11 protein-coding genes, 1 pseudogene and 1 riboswitch are annotated in these 17,262 nt (G+C 39.3%); of the genes and pseudogenes, 8 read left to right on the top strand and 4 right to left on the bottom strand.

Annotated features, from left to right (window positions below; genetic code table 11):
* The first annotated feature begins 719 nt into the window (after positions 1-719).
* The 3 genes from BMX30_RS21635 (at position 720) to BMX30_RS21625 (ending at position 7,813) form a co-directional block, all read left to right on the top strand.
* Positions 720-4,250 carry a right-handed parallel beta-helix repeat-containing protein gene (locus tag BMX30_RS21635; RefSeq protein ID WP_170843969.1) on the top strand — a complete coding sequence of 1,177 codons (3,531 nt, stop codon included), beginning with the start codon at positions 720-722 and terminating at the stop codon, positions 4,248-4,250.
* Positions 4,240-6,381, top strand: coding sequence for a dynamin family protein (locus tag BMX30_RS21630; protein WP_090750266.1), 2,142 nt, complete (start codon positions 4,240-4,242; stop codon positions 6,379-6,381). Before BMX30_RS21635 ends, BMX30_RS21630 begins: the two co-directional genes overlap by 11 nt.
* 556 nt (positions 6,382-6,937) lie before the next feature.
* Complete coding sequence (locus BMX30_RS21625) at positions 6,938-7,813, top strand: HNH endonuclease (RefSeq protein WP_090750264.1); 876 nt, start codon at positions 6,938-6,940, stop codon at positions 7,811-7,813.
* Between the two features lie 246 nt (positions 7,814-8,059).
* Here the strand turns inward: BMX30_RS21625 and BMX30_RS24330 are convergent, their stop codons facing one another.
* Positions 8,060-8,317 carry a cupin domain-containing protein gene (locus BMX30_RS24330; protein ID WP_170843968.1) on the bottom strand — a complete coding sequence of 86 codons (258 nt, stop codon included), beginning with the start codon at positions 8,315-8,317 and terminating at the stop codon, positions 8,060-8,062.
* A gap of 63 nt (positions 8,318-8,380) precedes the next feature.
* Here BMX30_RS24330 and BMX30_RS21615 point away from each other — a divergent pair, with 63 nt between their 5' ends.
* Entirely contained in the window at positions 8,381-9,502 is a 1,122-nt protein-coding gene (locus BMX30_RS21615; protein ID WP_090750261.1) for a plasmid pRiA4b ORF-3 family protein, read from the top strand.
* An 80-nt stretch (positions 9,503-9,582) separates the two neighbouring features.
* On the opposite strand, the gene BMX30_RS21610 is transcribed toward BMX30_RS21615, so the two are convergent.
* The gene (locus tag BMX30_RS21610) at positions 9,583-10,278 is read right to left on the bottom strand and encodes a DUF4652 domain-containing protein (RefSeq protein WP_090750258.1); all 696 of its coding nucleotides are present in this window, start codon (positions 10,276-10,278) and stop codon (positions 9,583-9,585) included.
* Positions 10,279-10,470: 192 nt separating this feature from the next.
* Between BMX30_RS21610 and BMX30_RS21605 the strand changes: the two genes are divergently transcribed.
* The 4 genes and pseudogenes from BMX30_RS21605 to BMX30_RS21590 form a co-directional block, all read left to right on the top strand.
* Positions 10,471-10,971 carry a hypothetical protein gene (locus BMX30_RS21605; protein WP_090750256.1) on the top strand — a complete coding sequence of 167 codons (501 nt, stop codon included), beginning with the start codon at positions 10,471-10,473 and terminating at the stop codon, positions 10,969-10,971.
* A gap of 241 nt (positions 10,972-11,212) precedes the next feature.
* Positions 11,213-13,612 (top strand): LPXTG cell wall anchor domain-containing protein, encoded by a 2,400-nt coding sequence (locus BMX30_RS21600; RefSeq protein ID WP_090750254.1) that lies wholly within the window; start codon positions 11,213-11,215, stop codon positions 13,610-13,612.
* Positions 13,613-14,542: 930 nt separating this feature from the next.
* Positions 14,543-14,627: riboswitch (cyclic di-GMP riboswitch) on the top strand.
* 30 nt (positions 14,628-14,657) lie between these two features.
* Positions 14,658-15,485 carry an ICP22 family protein gene (locus BMX30_RS21595; RefSeq protein ID WP_090750252.1) on the top strand — a complete coding sequence of 276 codons (828 nt, stop codon included), beginning with the start codon at positions 14,658-14,660 and terminating at the stop codon, positions 15,483-15,485.
* A gap of 440 nt (positions 15,486-15,925) precedes the next feature.
* Positions 15,926-16,255 (top strand): annotated as a pseudogene (locus BMX30_RS21590) (BCCT family transporter); the annotation flags it as partial.
* Positions 16,256-16,360: 105 nt separating this feature from the next.
* Here the strand turns inward: BMX30_RS21590 and BMX30_RS21585 are convergent.
* Positions 16,361-16,579 (bottom strand): DUF2922 domain-containing protein, encoded by a 219-nt coding sequence (locus BMX30_RS21585; protein ID WP_090750250.1) that lies wholly within the window; start codon positions 16,577-16,579, stop codon positions 16,361-16,363.
* Between the two features lie 40 nt (positions 16,580-16,619).
* Complete coding sequence (locus BMX30_RS21580; RefSeq protein WP_090750248.1) at positions 16,620-16,835, bottom strand: DUF1659 domain-containing protein; 216 nt, start codon at positions 16,833-16,835, stop codon at positions 16,620-16,622.
* Positions 16,836-17,262 lie beyond the last annotated feature (427 nt).

The raw sequence follows: 17,262 nt of genomic DNA, 5'->3' as shown, positions 1-17,262 counted from the left end.
AAAAATGGAACTGTAACTGTCATGAACGCAAATCTCAATATGCAGCACAACTACTAACAAATTCCCGCCAAATTAAACTTTGAGAATAAAGATGATAGGGGCGAAAAGAAAAGAGAAAAGGTTCTAGAGATGCTGCTGTCGCATCCTATTAAATACGAATTCTATTATTGATGGGGATAAGAAAGCAGGCGGATGGTTCTATTGAAGTGGATAAAAGGAATATCAATCAGGTGATTCGCTCTTTTTTTCGTTCCAGAAAATTTCTTTTAATTAAAGTACTCCCTAAAGTGTTCGAATTTGAGTCAAACATCCAATTGCTAATGTAAGAACCGTCCCTGTGACAAACCTTATGACAAATAGTCGATTAATGTCGAAACTTATCAGATGAATTTGTAAATTATTGTACCTGAATTTGGTAAAATAAATTCGTAGTACTATATTACCAGGAGTAAATAACTATCATTTCTAAATTTTGATAGAAGGTGATGTTTTGCAAATAAGGGTACTTGTCCCAATGTGAAGGTTTGTGTGATGTGTGTGCACTGGAATAGGTAGGTTTGAGGCAAAGGCATAAAGCTTATGTGGGATTATTGCTCCAGATGAGAGAAAGACATGCTATAAGAAGTATATCAATAAGAATACAAGCAGTGATTTTCAAAATAGATAATAGGTTTTAGAAATAAAGGTTTTTTATTTTATTGTTAATGGGGCGGAAGCACTTGGAAAAATTTTTATTGCATAATCAGCTTGAGAAAATAATAAAAAACATCACTACATATAAAGCAACTACAGTTGGACAACAGGCAAACATTAGTGCTGCTGACTTTGAAGCCCTACTGAAACAAGTGAAGAATAAGGAATTTGTCATTACGGTGGTAGGAGCGATGAAATCTGGGAAATCCTCTTTCACCAATGCCTTACTCGGCAATGACCTCATGCCTAATGAAAATCAGGCATGTACCTTAACTTCAACGGATATTGTGCATCAGGAGCATGATCATCGAATTACAAAAAGTTATGAGTCTGGGAAAAGTGAAATTCTAGAAAGTGACAACCTTTCTTCTGTCTTTCATCAAGACGTACGGAAGAGCAGGATGGAGGTTCAGAAAGAATTCTATACCTATAAGGTAAACCATCCAATCTACGGGTTAAAAAAGTATCCATATTTAAATAATATTGGTTTCACCTTGGTGGATACGCCTGGCTTAAATGAAATGGAAGGTTTAGGGGTAAAAAAAGAAACGATTGAACAGGTATTCTCACATGCAATGAGAAGGACCGATGTACTCCTTTTTGTTATAGATGTCCAATACTATAAGGCTGAAGAAAATTTGCAGATTATTAGGAAAATCAAACAACTACGACCGGATTTAGTAGAAAATATCATCTTTATTTTAAATAAGGTGGACAAGTTAAGAAATCGTGATGGCGGGATCGAGTTTTTAGTCGATAAGGTAAAAGATTTCCTGAACGCATGGGATGTAAAGACTCACCGATTATATCCAGTTAGTTCAAGGAAAGCGTTAATCGGACGTTTGGTAGAGCAAGGGTTACCAGTATCTAATTTAGGGGATGAAATCAATACCATTCTCCCAACCAAGAACATTGAGGTGGGAGGTCAACTGGTGACCGTTCAAGTACCACTCGCTTCAGCATATCCACAAATGATTGAGGAAAGTGGCATTCTGGATTTGGAGGGTCAAATTTTAGAAGAAGCGTACCTTCAGGTTGAGAATCAATTATTCCAGTCGAGCCAGGTTCGGCTTTCACAGCTCACAAATAAGCTAGATACAGTCTTAGAAAAAGAAATTAATAGAAATAATGCGGAAATTCAAGATGTGAAAGGTAATCAGAGTAAATTGAAGAAAAAATTATCGAGCTTGGAGCAATTACTTGCTGGGGAAATAAGATATCGTAATGAAGTAGAAGTTATTATTCGGAATATCCATTCACAGGCCGAAGCCATGCGAATAGAAAAACCTTTCTCTAGTAAACTAACATATGCCCAACAAAAGAAATCTACGTATCAATATTCCTCCTCACAAGAGGCACTTCAAGAGGGGATTAGTACATTTGATGAGTGGTTTTATAAAAACACAGAGCCCAAGTTCCAGAGTATTCTGTCTCATTATCAAGCGATGCTTGAATATCAGCCTAAAGAGAGTAACTACTTTCATGCTATCAGTCAGTCGGTTACAGGTATTTTAAAAGGGATGAATACTCTCATTACTACAGCTTCGAAACAATTGCCAGATATAAAGTTTCATAAACTAATTGGACAACTTGATATACGTCCACAGGGGCTTTCCAACATACCAACTGTAGATTGGAAGTACAAGGAGTTTTCAGGGAAAATCCGCACAGACTCTAAAACAACAGAGTGGGAAGAAAGCTTTCTTCTTTTCTTTACTCAGAAAAGAAGTAAGACAGAGTACTCTTATGATTGTTCGTGGGCATTTAATCAGGCAGAGAAGATTATTCATTCTACACTAGATAAATATAGTAAAGAATGGCATTTGGATACGATACAAAGGCGTTTTATCGATATCGCTAAGTATGTGCAGGAAATGGTTCTTAAGCCGTTAATACAGCTACACAACAAGGTTGAGCCGTTAATCAAAGATACAGAGTCAGAGATTTTAAAATTAGAAGCACAGCTCGCAAAGCGGCAGGCCGAGAGTGTAAAAATGATAGATTTGAAGCATGATGTAGGATTCCGTACAGACTTGGCAACAAGAAGAAAGTCCATCACCCTCACGCCGGGAAAATCAAACTTAGATATAATGCTAACCAAAATAGAAAGCGGTACGACCATCTATTTAGAAGAAGGTGTTTATCATTTAAAACAGAAACTAGAGTTAGCTAAGAGTCTCTCTGTTATTGGGTTGGGTAAGGGCCTGACGACGATAAAAGTAGGTAAGGGAGCTGGGGTTAATCTAAAGGGAAATCATGGTCTGGTCCTTGAGCGAATTTCCTTTGAAGCCTCTAATACAAAATATATTATTGAAATGGATTGTCTAGAAACAGTGGTTGGAGATTGCCAATTCGTTGGTACTAACAGTCATCAAGCACTATATCTGAAAGGGGAGACGGAAGGGCACATCCAACAATCAAGTTTTTCTAGGTTTTACAAGGGAATTACCTTACAGGATGGTAGTATGTTGACTAGTAACGTTAACCTGTTTATTCATAATAGTGGATATGGGCTAGAGCTGTCTGGTCGTGGGGAAGCTCTACTAGATGAGAACACGTTTATAGGGAATGATGTAGGAGTTACGTATGGGGATTATTCAAAAGGTGTCGTCCAGAAGAGCACCTTCACCAATAATGTAAAAGGAATCATGGTAAGTGGCAACTCCCATCCTTCCTTGGTTAATAATGATTTTAATCAACATAATATGTTTGGAATTTCAGTGAATCTTAACGCAAAAGCTACAATCGCCAAAAATCGTTTTTTTGAAAACCAAATAGGTGTTACCTGTTCAGATCATTCACATGTAAACATCTCACAAAATCAGCTTTTGAATCAAAAAGGCGATGGATTATGTATTAGTGGAAAAGCGTTCGTAAGGGTAACAGATAATCAATTTCGGCAGAATGATTGTGGAATTGTTCTTTCCGCAAAAGCAAATGCTAAATTGTATCGCAATCGAATCGTAGAGAATCGGTGGTCCGGAATCGAATGCAGGCAAAATAGTATGGTAACACTTTACAGGAATCAGATTGAACTTAATCAATCAATCGGATTGGTAAGTGTGGGGAATAGTCAGGTCAATCTTAGAGAGAATGAATTTACATCCAACGGAGATGGCATTCAGCTGGCTGGACAGACCACCTTTACCCTTATCGGAAATAAGTGTGATAAAAATAAAGGCAATGGCATTACAGTACAAGGAGAAGCAAAGGGCCGCATCAGTCAAAATACCTGTAACCGTAATCAACAGGGTTTTGCGTTATCTGGAAAGTGCCGGGTTCTGATGCTGGAGAACCAGAGTAATGAAAATGTGGAAAACGGCATTATCTGTCTAGAAAAAGCATCAGGGAAAATTTTAAAAAACACCTGTAATGGGAATGGAGGTTTCTCCCTATTTATGAAAAAGCCGCTTCTTATTCATCATCAAAAAAACATTGGAAAAGGTGCACTTGAACGGCCATCATCTCTACCCTACTGGGTGAACAAATGTATAAAAATATTGTCCAATTTCGCAGCCTTTATAAAGAAAAAGGAGATTATGCATAATGAGTATTAAAAAGATTCAGTCCTTACTAGCGGAAACAGAAAGCATGATCAAGTATATCTCGCAGGATCCGTTTTTAAAAAAAGATGAACGCTCACAGGGCATTTTATCGAACACAAGGAAGAATTTAACCGATAAAAGATATGTTGTTTCCGTCATTGCGGCGATGAAGGCAGGTAAATCTACGACGTTTAACGCTTTACTTGGCAGAGACGTGTTACCGAATGAAACGGAAGCTTGTACGGCAGCTATTACGGAAATTAAACATTCAGAGCAAGCAGGTTCCTATGTTCAAAAAATATACCGGAATGGGGAAATTGTTAAAATTGTTAGCAATGGGGAACGGACATTGGAAGAGAATTTCTTGCAGGATGTTCGAGAAAGCCGCAAGAGGAATGAGGTTGCTAGCATCGAGAAGTACTTTTTAGAAAGTCCGATTTTAGCCATTGAAAAATCTCCTTACCGTGATATTGTGCAGAACTTCATTCTTGTAGATACTCCGGGACCAAATGAGGCAGGGGATGGGAAGTTTGATGTGACCGAGTTACAGCGGATTGGACTTGAAAAATTAAGAGATTCAGATGCGTTAATTATGCTATTTGACTATCAAACTTTTAAGTCTGATACCAACGCTATGATTTTAAAAAATATATTCGAAAATCGTGAGGACTTAGCAAAGGATCAAGAGAAGATTTACTTCCTCATTAACAAGATTGATGCGATGCGGGAGCGGGATGGATCCGTTGAAGGGGTTATTTCCAGTGTTAAACAGTTAATTAGTCAATATGCGCCGATTATTAAAGATCCCCAAGTGTTTGCTTTTTCGGCAAAGCAGGCGAATCTTGCCCGGGCTGTATTAACTGGAACTGCTTCAAATGAGTTAAAGAAGGAAATGGAGACTAGCTATGGTTCGAAATATGCGAAGGAAATTGAGGTTGAAGGAACTACCTTTACAGTGATTCCTAAGCCGGAGTCTTTTGCCCAGCAATTACTGGAGGAAAGCAATATTCTTTCCATTGAAGAAAAGATCATTGAGCGGATGTTCTACCAGTCTAGTGAGAAAATGATTCACAACTCGATTGAACGGCTCCATCAAGTAACGGGTAACATTCTGAATGCCGTCCAAGCTCAAATTGACCTTTCTACTCAGAATGCGGAAGGACTCCAAGCCTCTGTTGAAGAGAGTAAAAAGAAAATTGAATTACTTAGAAATGAAGGAGAGTTTTTAAAGTCGATTCCAAAAAAAGAATTTTCTGAGTTGGTTGAAAAAATTAACGCTATCCTTCGCGGTATTCAAGGGAATGTCGATCAGGCGATTGAAAATAATATGCCATCCCGCCGTGTGGTGGAGGGAACAGATGAGAACACGTTGCGTCAACAAGTACAATCCATTCAACAAACCATGGTACAGGGCGTTCAGTTGACGCTCAATCGTGATGTTGATAAAATTCAACGTTTGGCAATGGATTGTCAAACCCAAATTAATCAGGAACTTAATAAGGCATTCCAGGAGCTTTCTCAAAAAGCGAACGAACTAATCGGGCAGTCGATGTCATTAAAGTTTCAGGTGTTTAATATGGGGGATATCTCAAGGGAAATTTCATTAAGCAGTGACATTCAAGTACAAGAGGGTACAACAGAAGTTGCTGGAGATGACAGTTCCACGATGATGGCAAGAATTATTAAGGGTGCAGGTATTGGACTTGGAGCAGGAATTGTTATTCCAGGTGCCGGTAACCTATTGGGGGCAGTCATTGGTGGATTAGGTGGACTATTGACACACTTCATGTCAGGGGATGCCGATGTCCGTCAATCCTTAAAGGTATATAAAATAGAATTAGACCCGATGAAAGAAGAAATGGTGAAGCATTCAAAGGATTCAGTAAGGAATGTCATTAAGGAATTGGAAAAGGAAATCAATGAGTCACGTTCCAATTATGTGAAATTTATCGAATCACAGCTGAATGTCTTTATCCATAATTTGAAGGAGCAGCTGGATACAATTTTATCCGACTACAATAAGAATAAAGAAAATATTGATCAACATTTATCTAATATGGAGTCAATCAAAGAAACAATCCTCTATTATGTAAAAGAGGTTAAGAGCATTGAAGCATTAGAGGATGAAAAGGTATCAAGTTAAGATCATTGTAAGTAGGCTAATCTATAGGATTGGCCTTTTTTTGGACAAGTTGGAAGTCGGATGAATTCTTGACAATGAGGTTCCCAATCCATTTTTAAAAAGTACAGGAAAAGTACTAGGTGATGTAGCCGGTATTGTAACAGGTGAGTCTTTTAAACTTGTAGGTAAAAAAGTTAAGTGAGTATATCCATGGAATCGGAGAGAAAATAGAAAAGGCATCCCTAATGCCAGAGGGGTGGTCAAATTCCTTAATTACAAGGAGAAATATCGTCCAAGTGCTTAAAACGGCAAGTACCCTCTAATGACAGGTATATGTTCAAAGTAGGCTGGTTCCGAACCAAAAGTTACTTATACGTAGGAATATCCCTACTATTCGTTGGACTACTAAGTTTTGTGAAATTTAGGATATTGGTATGTCCAAAGGCGTCACATACTTTTTCATATATATGAACCAGTTTCTTATTCTTTTTAGAAAAAGTACAATTCCTATATAAAAGTTTTTATCCTAGGGATAAAAGTTTTCTGTTAGGCCGACGATTGCAATGGAGGAGATTGAATGTCTTTTTTTCGAGAGGTTGGAAAGGGTGTAGGTTGGGTTGCTGGTGGGGTGCTTGGTGGAGGGATCAAACTGGCGGGTAAAGCAGTGAAATCCGAATGGGTTGAAGATGTTGGGGATGGCGTGAAACAAGCCTCCACCATCGCTCTTGATAATGCGGGTCAATTTTTAGATGGAGCTGTTAAAGGCACCTATGGAGTTGTGAAAAAAGATTCATTACGGAAACAAGAGGGTGTTCTTGATCTCAAAGATTCAAGTGTGCGGACCTTAAAGGGGCTTGGAAGCACAATTTCCTATACAGCCACAAATACTGGAACGGCGATTGGAGGCCTGATCGGCGGAGATAAGGAAAAGTCTCTGCAAGGTGTAAAAAATGTTGGAAAGGTTGCGGCTGTTATTGCACTGGCGGTCGGGGTTGTGGATATAGTAGATGGAGTGGACAGTGTTGGGGCGGAGGAACTTGATACGAGAAATAACCTATTGGTAGGCGACGTTCATCCTGAGACAGGGGTCCCGTTTGTCGAGAAGACAGTGTCTTTACCGAATGGGGAGGTTATAGGAACTTTTCCTGTTTTTGAAGCGGCCTATGAGGTTCAATTACCAGACAATATGTATCTTCAATCAGATTCCATTCATTTTTCCTATGCCAATGCTGAATTGAATGAAGCAATAGAATCCAAACCAAGCCTGAACCAGGACCTACATTTCACAAATGCTGATATACAGCAGCTAGGACAGGGAAATACACCAGAAGGATATACGTGGCATCACCATGAAGAATCGGGCGTTCTGCAACTTGTCAAAGAGGATGTCCATCATCACACAGGTCATACCGGAGGACGGGAACTCTGGGGAGGCGGATCGGAGTATAGGTAGGTGAAACGGGGACGGTTCCGGTTTTGAAAAGAGAAAGTCACGAGGGACAGCTACCTTGTCCCAGGGCTTTTCTTGTACCGAAACGGAATCTAGCGACGGTACAGTACGCCTGTGTCCCATAAAACCGGTGGGCAAAGCCCCCCGGTTTTATTCATGCTGTTTATTACTTGCTAACGATAAAGCTCTTATAAATATAAACCTCTATTAATGTGAATATTGTTTTCTTCACAATATGTCTCGTAATGGTTAATCAACCAAAAGTGTAGTATTCTCTTGATTATCTAAGAATTCTAGTGTTCCGTGTACGTGGAAGAGAATTTTTGCTCCAGTGTCTGTCATTAGGGTATGGCTTCTACCAGGGCTTTCTCGCACAAAATCACCTACATGTGAACCCCAATCATATTCTGTATAACGCCAGCTGCCCTCTAAAGTTATTGCTTGTACAGGACCACGATGCCTATGTACGCCTAATCCACCAGGTCCATCAATTCTAAGGAGTACCACCGTTGAATTATTGCGGATGGGGACGAAGGGACATAGAACCTGTCCCTGGAAGGAGTTAATATTATGTTAATTCAATGTACGAAAAAACTATTAGAGCAACTTGATATAAAACCAGTGTCCGGAGTAGAGGAGGAGCCCCTTTTTTCTTGGCATACTAATTTGATTATCGTCAATCGGCGGAAAACGCTAGTGTTGGTGAATGATTTAACACGGTATGTGGTTGTTTTGTATGGGGTAAAGGGAAAAGATTTTAAGAAAATAGATGAACTCATTTTAGAGGGCATTCGTGAAACTCTTCGTGAAGAGGGGATTAAGGAGGAGGTCATTGAGAAATATCTTCTTTCTTCCCAAAATGTAACCTTTGCAAAAACGAAGGACCGTACTTCTGTAGCACGAATGAATAGGGCATGTGAAAGTCTTTATTTTTATCCGAGTGATTTGGATGCTACTAATATTTTTAAACCAAGGGTCAGCCGAAGGGTTAGTAGGCTAATGGTTGGGGATGGGAAGAATCGTTATATCCATCCAAATGAAGAGATGTATAAGAACCTGGAGGGCTTAGCCGGGCATCCAATCTTTGGTTCGAGGGCAGTGCAACTTAAAGTCACCTTGAATCTTGAGGGAAATTCAGCATGGCGCCGTATCGTTGTGCCGTTAAATCGGACCTTTCCGCATCTGCATGATATTCTTCAGTTTGCATTTGACTGGGAGGATTCTCATCTTCATGAATTTACTTTTTATGAAGGTGGAAAACCAGGAGGGCATTCCTCGTCTCCTCATCAATCTTTGGGACACAAACCAGTGTTGACGCTTGTATGTACGGATGAAGCGTTTAATTATCCAGTTCATCATGAAAGGATCCTTGAAATGGGGGTTAAGTTATCTGAGTATTTGCCAGCTTATCAGAGACTGACCTACACGTATGACCTTGGGGACGATTGGAAACATGAAATTGAGGTAGAGAAAACGATTGAAGAGTATGATGCGCCACATCCTATTTGCCTAGAAGGCGAAGGAAATACACCGCCAGAAGATGTCGGTGGAAGCGGCGGATATGAGGAATTTCTTAAAATTTTAGCAGATCCCAATCACCCTGATTATCAACATATGCGTCATTGGGGGAGAATGCAGGGTTACAAGGAGTTTGATATCGAGCAAGTGAATCGGTTTTTGAAGAGGGTTTAGGGGGGACAGGTACCTTGTCCCAGGGGTTTTTGTGGTTCTGATATCGAGGGGCAAGGAACCTGTCCCTATGTCCCACCATTTTAATCGTTTTTTAGTGAAACTTGATTAGAATAATCCTGGTGTTCATTCCATTGTTCATCTGTGTATTGGATTCCGCTGTAATATAACACTCCATCCTCTATACGTTCGAGATCTGTTATTTCAACTTTATCATCAGTTGACACGATTTCCTCTTTCTCATTTGTTTCGATATTGATTCGATAGATGTCTCCACCTACATTCACTGTTCCATGAGGATAGCCGATGATTACCAAGACATGATCATCATCTTGCCATATGAACTCTTTTGGTTTACTCTCAGAATCATTCGTGACTAATATACTTTGGCTTCCATCTTGAAGGTCAACAAGATAGAGGTCACTAAGTTCTTCCCAACCATAAGGTGAAATATAGGCGGCCATCTCGCCATTTGGAGACTTCAATGGTTCAGAAGGGTTGCTCTCTGCTAAGATCACTGGTTCCCCATTAGGAGGTAGCAATTCAATCGTATTTGTTTCAGTATTCAGTTGAATATCATAGAAATCAGGTACTTCGTTAGTTTCCTCTTTGTCTTTCTGTGACACTCTTTCTTCGGATTCCTTCTCAGTAGTAAGGGTATTCTGTTTTTCAGTTGATTCTGTGTCAGTTGGAGTCTCAGAAGTTGATTCTTCCGTATTGGAGCAGGCTCCTACGATCAGGGTCATTAATAGTAGTAAAAACATTAAATATTTCTTCATAGAACTCTCCTCTATCTAACGTGTGTGGTCTATTAATTTTATCATAAGTTTTGGGACAAGGGGACAGGTTCCTTGTCCCGGAGTCTTTAAGGCTACGGGGTAGGGACAGTGAAACTGTCCCTGTGTCCCACGTTGGTTCGTGTAACTCTTAAGTGAAATTGTCGTCTACTTTGATTGAGGGAGGGAATAGAATTGACAATCTTTAAACCATTATTTGCCCTGACCATTTGTATGTCGTTACTTTTAGTTGGTTGTAGCGGTTCCACAGATGATTATGTGGTCGTAAGTGAAAAGACGTTACCTTCTAACTTTCATGAGATCGCATTTGAAAGGGAAACAACACCTTTCTTTCAATTTTTAGTGAGAAAATCTGTTGATCAGCCTGAATTTGAACAAACATGGAGCGTATTTGGCTTTAAAAATGAATTACCAAACATTGATTTTAAAGAGAAAGATGCATTTTTCCTTGGAGTTCATGAATCTGGAAGTTGTCCCTATAAGGTAGAGAATGTTGCAATAAGCTCTGACAATCATACTATGACAGTTCCGTTGTCAGAACCAAAAGGGGCTTGTACTTCTGACGCAACACCAAGAACCTTTGTCGTCCAGATTGATAAAGAAGTATCTAAAGACATAGAGAATGTAGTAATTGTTCAGAGTGGAGTAGAAACGGTTGTACCGTTTGAAAACTGAGTATGGAACAAGGGGATAGATCCCTTGTCCCGGAGTCTTTAAGTCTCTGGGCACTGACAGGCACAGTGTCCTAAAATTTATCTATAGGGAAATTACAGACTTGAATTTTTTTGAACTGGGACAGTGAACCTGTCCCTATATCCCGTCCTAGGATAAAGCGCCTACTTGTTTACTAAATTATAGAAACATAGTAATATATATACTGCATTGTAAAAATTTATTACAACTAAGGAGTAGGACTATGAGACTATTGAATGTAGTTTTGACTTTGGCTTTGGTATTTCAACTGTTTATTCCTGCAAACAGTGAAGTAATAGCCGCACCTAATGCTGAGAGTACATTTTCAGTTGTGGATTATACAATTGTAGAGCAGGATAACACTATTGAAGCAAAATGGTTAATAGAAGGTGAAGAAGAATATCCTTTGAATTTTTCCATTATAGTAAACGGTGTTACGAGTGATATGGTACATGAACGTACTTTTATTGAAATATATGATGATTCTAAATGGTTATATACATATCGTTTTCCTAAGGAAGAGAGTGTTCAAGACTATGAGGTAGTAATAAACAATGAGAGAGTGGGTATGGAGGAAATCCGCCTTCAACACCAAATTGGTGAAGAAACTAGAGATATTCTTTTACCTGGAGAAGAAATAGTAGAAATTCCTGAAACCCAAAATTATGTAGAGTATATTTCGTCATATGCAATTGGATTTGGAATGGTTATATTCTTAAACTCTGTACATGAAGATGTAAAAGAGGTTCAATTTTTTCATAACGGTACACCATTTGAAGCTAAATTTATAGATAATGGTGATTCACCCGTTAGGCAGTATGAACTGGAGGAGTTGGAGCCTGGAACGGAGTATGAACTATCCATTCACCTTTTAAACGAAAATGGAGAATTACTTCAAGAAGTTCCTCATGTTTTTGAAACAGAAAGTCTTCCTCCAGAAGAAGAACTTGTCGATATCCAAGACAACAATCTCTTAGAGGCTATCCAAAACAGATTGGGTATCTATCACCGTGGAATCACCTACGAAGAACTTGAAAGTGTTAGTGGACTTCATATTACTAAGAATGTTTCTGATCTTTCACCATTAAAATATGCAACAAATTTAAGGTTCATTACTTTTACAGATTTGAATATCGATAGTAAATCTTTTGATGTATTACAAGAAATAGAGAGTCTAAATACATTAACGTTTACCCATGTGGAACTTAATGATTGGTCATTCCTAAAATCTTTAACCCAGTTATTCAGCCTAAATCTTCAGAATACAAACCTAAATGATTTAGGGGTTTTACCATCGGGCTTAAGCGAACTGTTTCTTTTTTATAATCCAGCAACAAACTATGAAGAACTATTATCAATGCCTATATACTTTGCTTTTATTATTCAACCTAATTTAGATGAATTTTTAACCACTGAATTAAAAACACAGTTGGAGAATAAAGGGATTGCTTTAGAAACTTCGGATCCTCTTACTGCCACAAATCCATTTGGAGTTTCAGTCGAAGTAACGAACCAATCACCTGATTCATTATCCATTAGCTGGGATAATTCAGCTGAGAATGTTACCTATATTAATATAAATAATCAAAAATATATAAATACAACTGGTAACTCTTATACATTCAACCAGTTGGATCCAGATAAAGAGTATTTTATTGAGCTATTTGTAACTGATGAATACGATAGACTTGGCCAATATGGATATGCTCAGACGAACACTTTACCTGGAAATGGTCAGGAATCAACAGACGGTGAAGCTAAAAAGTCTGTTGTTTCAAAACCAAAAGTAGAAAACGGGATAGCTGTAGTTCCTACCAGTGATATTGAAGCAGTTGAAAATGGTGACACACTTGTTTTAGAATTTACGGAAGAAGAGGCAGTTGTTACCTTTACAAAGGAACAAGTTGCAACCTTAAAGGAAAAGGATGCATCCTTGAAAGTGAAAAACAGTAAGGTAGAGCTAAATATTCCATTATCTAATTTGCCGGATGGGAAAGAAATTTCAGCGGACGTCAAAAAACTAGATCCTATTCAAGATGCAGTGAGTGATGTTTATGACTTTACCATCTATGCTGATGGGGAGCCTGTTCATCAATTTGGAGAACCTATCACACTAGTATTCAATATCGATGAAAGTAAGGTCAATAATACAGATAATCTAAAAGTCTTCTATTACAATGAAACAAAGAAGGTATGGGAATTAGTACCAGGAGCGGTTTATCACGACGGAAATGTAATCGTTCAAACAGACCATTTCAGTATTTTTACAGTATTTGAAAAAATAGATAACGAAGTTACTGCGGAAGAGCCTAAGAAGGATTCTACTCAATCCCCTTCTGATAACAATACCGATCCATCTGGATCATTTGGTGAGACAGAAACTGGTGTAGAAGTAGAAGTAGAGTTAGAGGTAGAAACAGTTTCAAGTGATGATCAGTCTCAATCGGATAATGTAACAACTAAGAAGGAAAAAATCGACTCTCCTGAAAAGGAAACGAGCGATAAAGAAGGCAATGAATTACCGAACACGGCTACCTCTCTATATAATATGCTATTACTCGGTGTATTCTTGCTACTTGCCGGTGGAATATACGTGACTCTTCAACGAAGAAAGAACGCTTAAAGAGACAAGAAAAGTGCCTGACCCACGGTGCGTTAAAGCGCGCTGCTAAGGGTCAGGCGTTTTTTTGTTATAAGCAAATTTAGTTTTGGCAGGTAGTGGGACAAGGGCACAGGCACTATGTCCCGAAATTTTAACGGCGCTCTGGTACCTTGGGACAGAGAACCTGTCCCTGGGGGTACGGTGCCCAGGGAATAGTGAATTGTCCCGATAGCCCTTTAAGGCAGGAACGTAATCTAGTCTTGGTAGTGTCCACATTCTTGGCAATACCCACAGCTGTCGCAGACCGTTTTATACTCGCTGCAAAAATTACAAGAGTCAAAAAGTTCTTCATGTCCACCGTTGCAACGGGAACAATCGTCGTAAACCCCCACCGTAAATCCCTCCCCAATTTAATTTATAAACTATATAGATGTTGGAGCCTATTTATTCACTTTTAAAAGGAATAAGGGAAAAGGTTGATTGCTCTAAGGTTTTTGGATTTGGGAAAGTGAGTTGTGTCCCGAATATGTCACCGGGTAAGGTATGATCTTTTTTCAAATTGGTAAGTGGCCAGAGTGATTCTTCTTTGTCAAACTTGTATATTATTTTACTTGATTTGCGTCTCATTAACGCCATGGCTAATTTTTTAGGGCGTTTCAAAATTACTCGCTCAGGCACTGTGACCTATGAGTAGATAAATTGTTAGAACAGGGGAAGGCACCTTGTTCAAATGAGTTGGGAACATCGCTAAACGCGATTCAACATTGTGTCCTTCTATATGGGACATAAAATATTGGTCGAACGTAATTCCTTTTTTTCCAAATAATTACAATATAATATAATAATATAGATATATTTACCTATAAAACTAGATCAATTACATACTTTATAACTATAAAAGTTTTATATGTTAAACTAACATAATTTTCGAAAAGGAGGAGGAACACGAAGTTGTGTAAGGGTAGCGATGAAGTATAGCTGGTAAAATGGACACTTAGGCTATATGGAGCTAGTAGTGTAACCGGCCCTCTTAGTATTAGGAAATCTAAGAGGAGGGAAGTATGGCATGAAAAAGTTCTCAAAATCCTTTTTAATGCTTATGGTTTTATTTCTGTCTGGCATCATTCCCATTACCTTAGCAGTTGCAACCCCAGGAACACCTCTTGTAGTTACACTAAAGAAGGAATCTATTAATAGAGATTCAGGGGAAATTCAATTTACCATTCATTTTTCATATGATAAAGGGAATCATAGCCAACAAAGCCCAGGTGCAATCGAAGTGTATACAAAGTATTTCTTTGACGGAGAACACTTTACAAATAGTGAAATGCAAAGTGTCCCGTATGATGGCAATGTTTTCTCAGGAAACGTTAACGCGTCATTAAAGGTGAGTTCAGGGACAATAGCTGATAGATATGATATCCCTATTGAGTATGAGATTAAGAACACGGGAAATGGAGTTGGGAACGATATAATTGTGGGAAGTTCTCGTAGTGAAAAGCTAATCATTGATGAAAACGAAACCGGCTCTGACGGGGATACTGGAAATGAGTCAGAAGAAGGAACAGACCCCGGTTCTGACGAAGGAACAGGAGATGAGCCGGAAGAAGGGAGCGACCCCGGTTCTGACGAAGGAACAGGAGGTGAGCCGGAAGAAGGCACCGCCCCTGGTTCGGACGAAGGAACAGGAGACAAACCGGAAGAAGGATCTGATCCCGGTTCGGATGAAGGAACAGGAGACGAGCCGGAAGAGGGAACATCCCCTAGTTCGGATGAAGGAACAGGAAGACAATCTGAATCTGATTTAGATGTAGCTGTTAAGGCTATGAAAAAGAGTCATGGTGGTCATAAACTCCCAATACCGCGACGGGGCAATATAATTTGTTCCTATTAGGTTTCATTGTTTTTATTACAGGTCTACTTCTCCTAGTTGGCAGGAGATTAACGAAAATCGGTGAAACCTTTAGCAGAGATTCGGCTAAAGGTTTTTTTCTATGTGGAGGGACACGGAGATAAATACTTTTTGAAGAGATTAAAGGATTAAGAGATTTGTTTTATTGTAGGAGGAAGGTGAAGGCGTTTCTTAGGAAAGTGAAGGAGTGGAGAGAGAGATTTGATCGGTTGTTTGCGTGAAATAGCGAAAATTTGCTATGGAACTACGTCCTAAATATAAAACCACCCACGTGTGCTTGAAGGGTCGTTTCTCAGAAAGATAAAATAGTATAGATAACCGCAACTCTTTATGGGGAGCAGTTGCTGGGAGAAGTGTGTTTCAGCACATCTCTCATTTAAATAAGAAAGTGAAAATGCGGTAGGGCTTATTCTGACGCTCCCTTTGTGTCATCGACTGACATTGGTACGTTTGTACTCGGCATGATGACAACGAATGGATCGCAAAATCCAAGTACAGCGATTAAAATGACTTGGGGTGTCTTACTTTCATTTACAGCGCTAACTCTCCTATATTCCGGAGGCCTGCAAGCTCTGCAAAACACCGTAATCCTTGCCGCATTTCCATTTTCAGTCATTATGATATTGATGATCGGCAGCTTACTTAAATCCTTAAATCAAGAAGCAAAGGCGCTCGGACTTAGTCAGTTTGCATTTTCTCTAAAGAAAACGGTGGCTACCAAAAACAAAGAGGATGTTAAGGAAGTAGGTTAAAAGCAAAGGGGCATGTGGACGGTTCTCCTGCTTCCGAAAGGGAAGCAGAAGAACCGTCCCCATGTTTTAAAAGCCGGCTCCTATTGGAAACCGGCTTGTGGCTTATTAGATGATTTCATAGTCAGTGACATTGCGTTCGACTACGCGAGCGCCGCTAACGGCGACAAGGTTGCCGTAGCTTGAGAAGAATGCATTTGATGTAATAATCGATTCCATTGCTAGCTTTAGAGCGGCAGGATCGACTGGTTCGACCGGGTTATCGACGGTGAGTCGAGCGACTTTCCCGAGGTCGGTCGCAAATTGTAATTCCAAAGTTTTAGCCATTGTTTTCACCTCCTTTTAGCCCCTTTCCCTTTTAAAGGGATTAGATGATGTCGTGATTGTCGGTGCGCTCTACTGAGCTTAGTGGGTATGCACTAAGTCCGGCTAGGGCGGTTGCGGCTTGGTGTAGCTGGTCGGCCGTTGCCTCTTTTTGAACGTTTGCATACGATTTTCCTTTGAAAATCGGTTCGCCTTTCTCGTTCATTCCTGTTTCAAACACCAAGGTTAATCGTGAATTTTTCAACATTGCCTGTGCCATGGTTGTTCACCTCCCTTCACTCTCTATATAGGTGAAAGAGGGGGGGGAGGACATGGTGACGTTTATAAGGAAGAGAAAGAAGAACGAAATCGCTAACGCGATGGCTCTTTAAAAGCCCCCTCAGACCAAAAAAAGAATAAAAAAATGAAAAAGTATGTCTTTTGTGATATTGTTTAATCGCCAAACCAAACAATAGAAAGACATACTTTTTCATATGACAAATATTTTATCATGGACAACCTCAAAAATACACCTCAATATTCTCATTAAGCTAAGTAGGGCTCCACCTACTGATATTTGATTCAACACTAAACTTAATCAAATATCGGGAGGCAATTTTATGAATCAATATGAACAAAAAGTGGAGCTATTCTTTGAGCTTAAAGGTACCCCAGATTCCTCAAGAGAATCCTACTGGCGAAGAATG

It is taken from the genome of Mesobacillus persicus (genome assembly GCF_900109925.1).
In the GTDB taxonomy this organism is placed as follows: Bacteria; Bacillota; Bacilli; order Bacillales; family Cytobacillaceae; genus Mesobacillus_B; species Mesobacillus_B persicus.
This window is presented reverse-complemented; position numbering and strand designations above follow the sequence as displayed.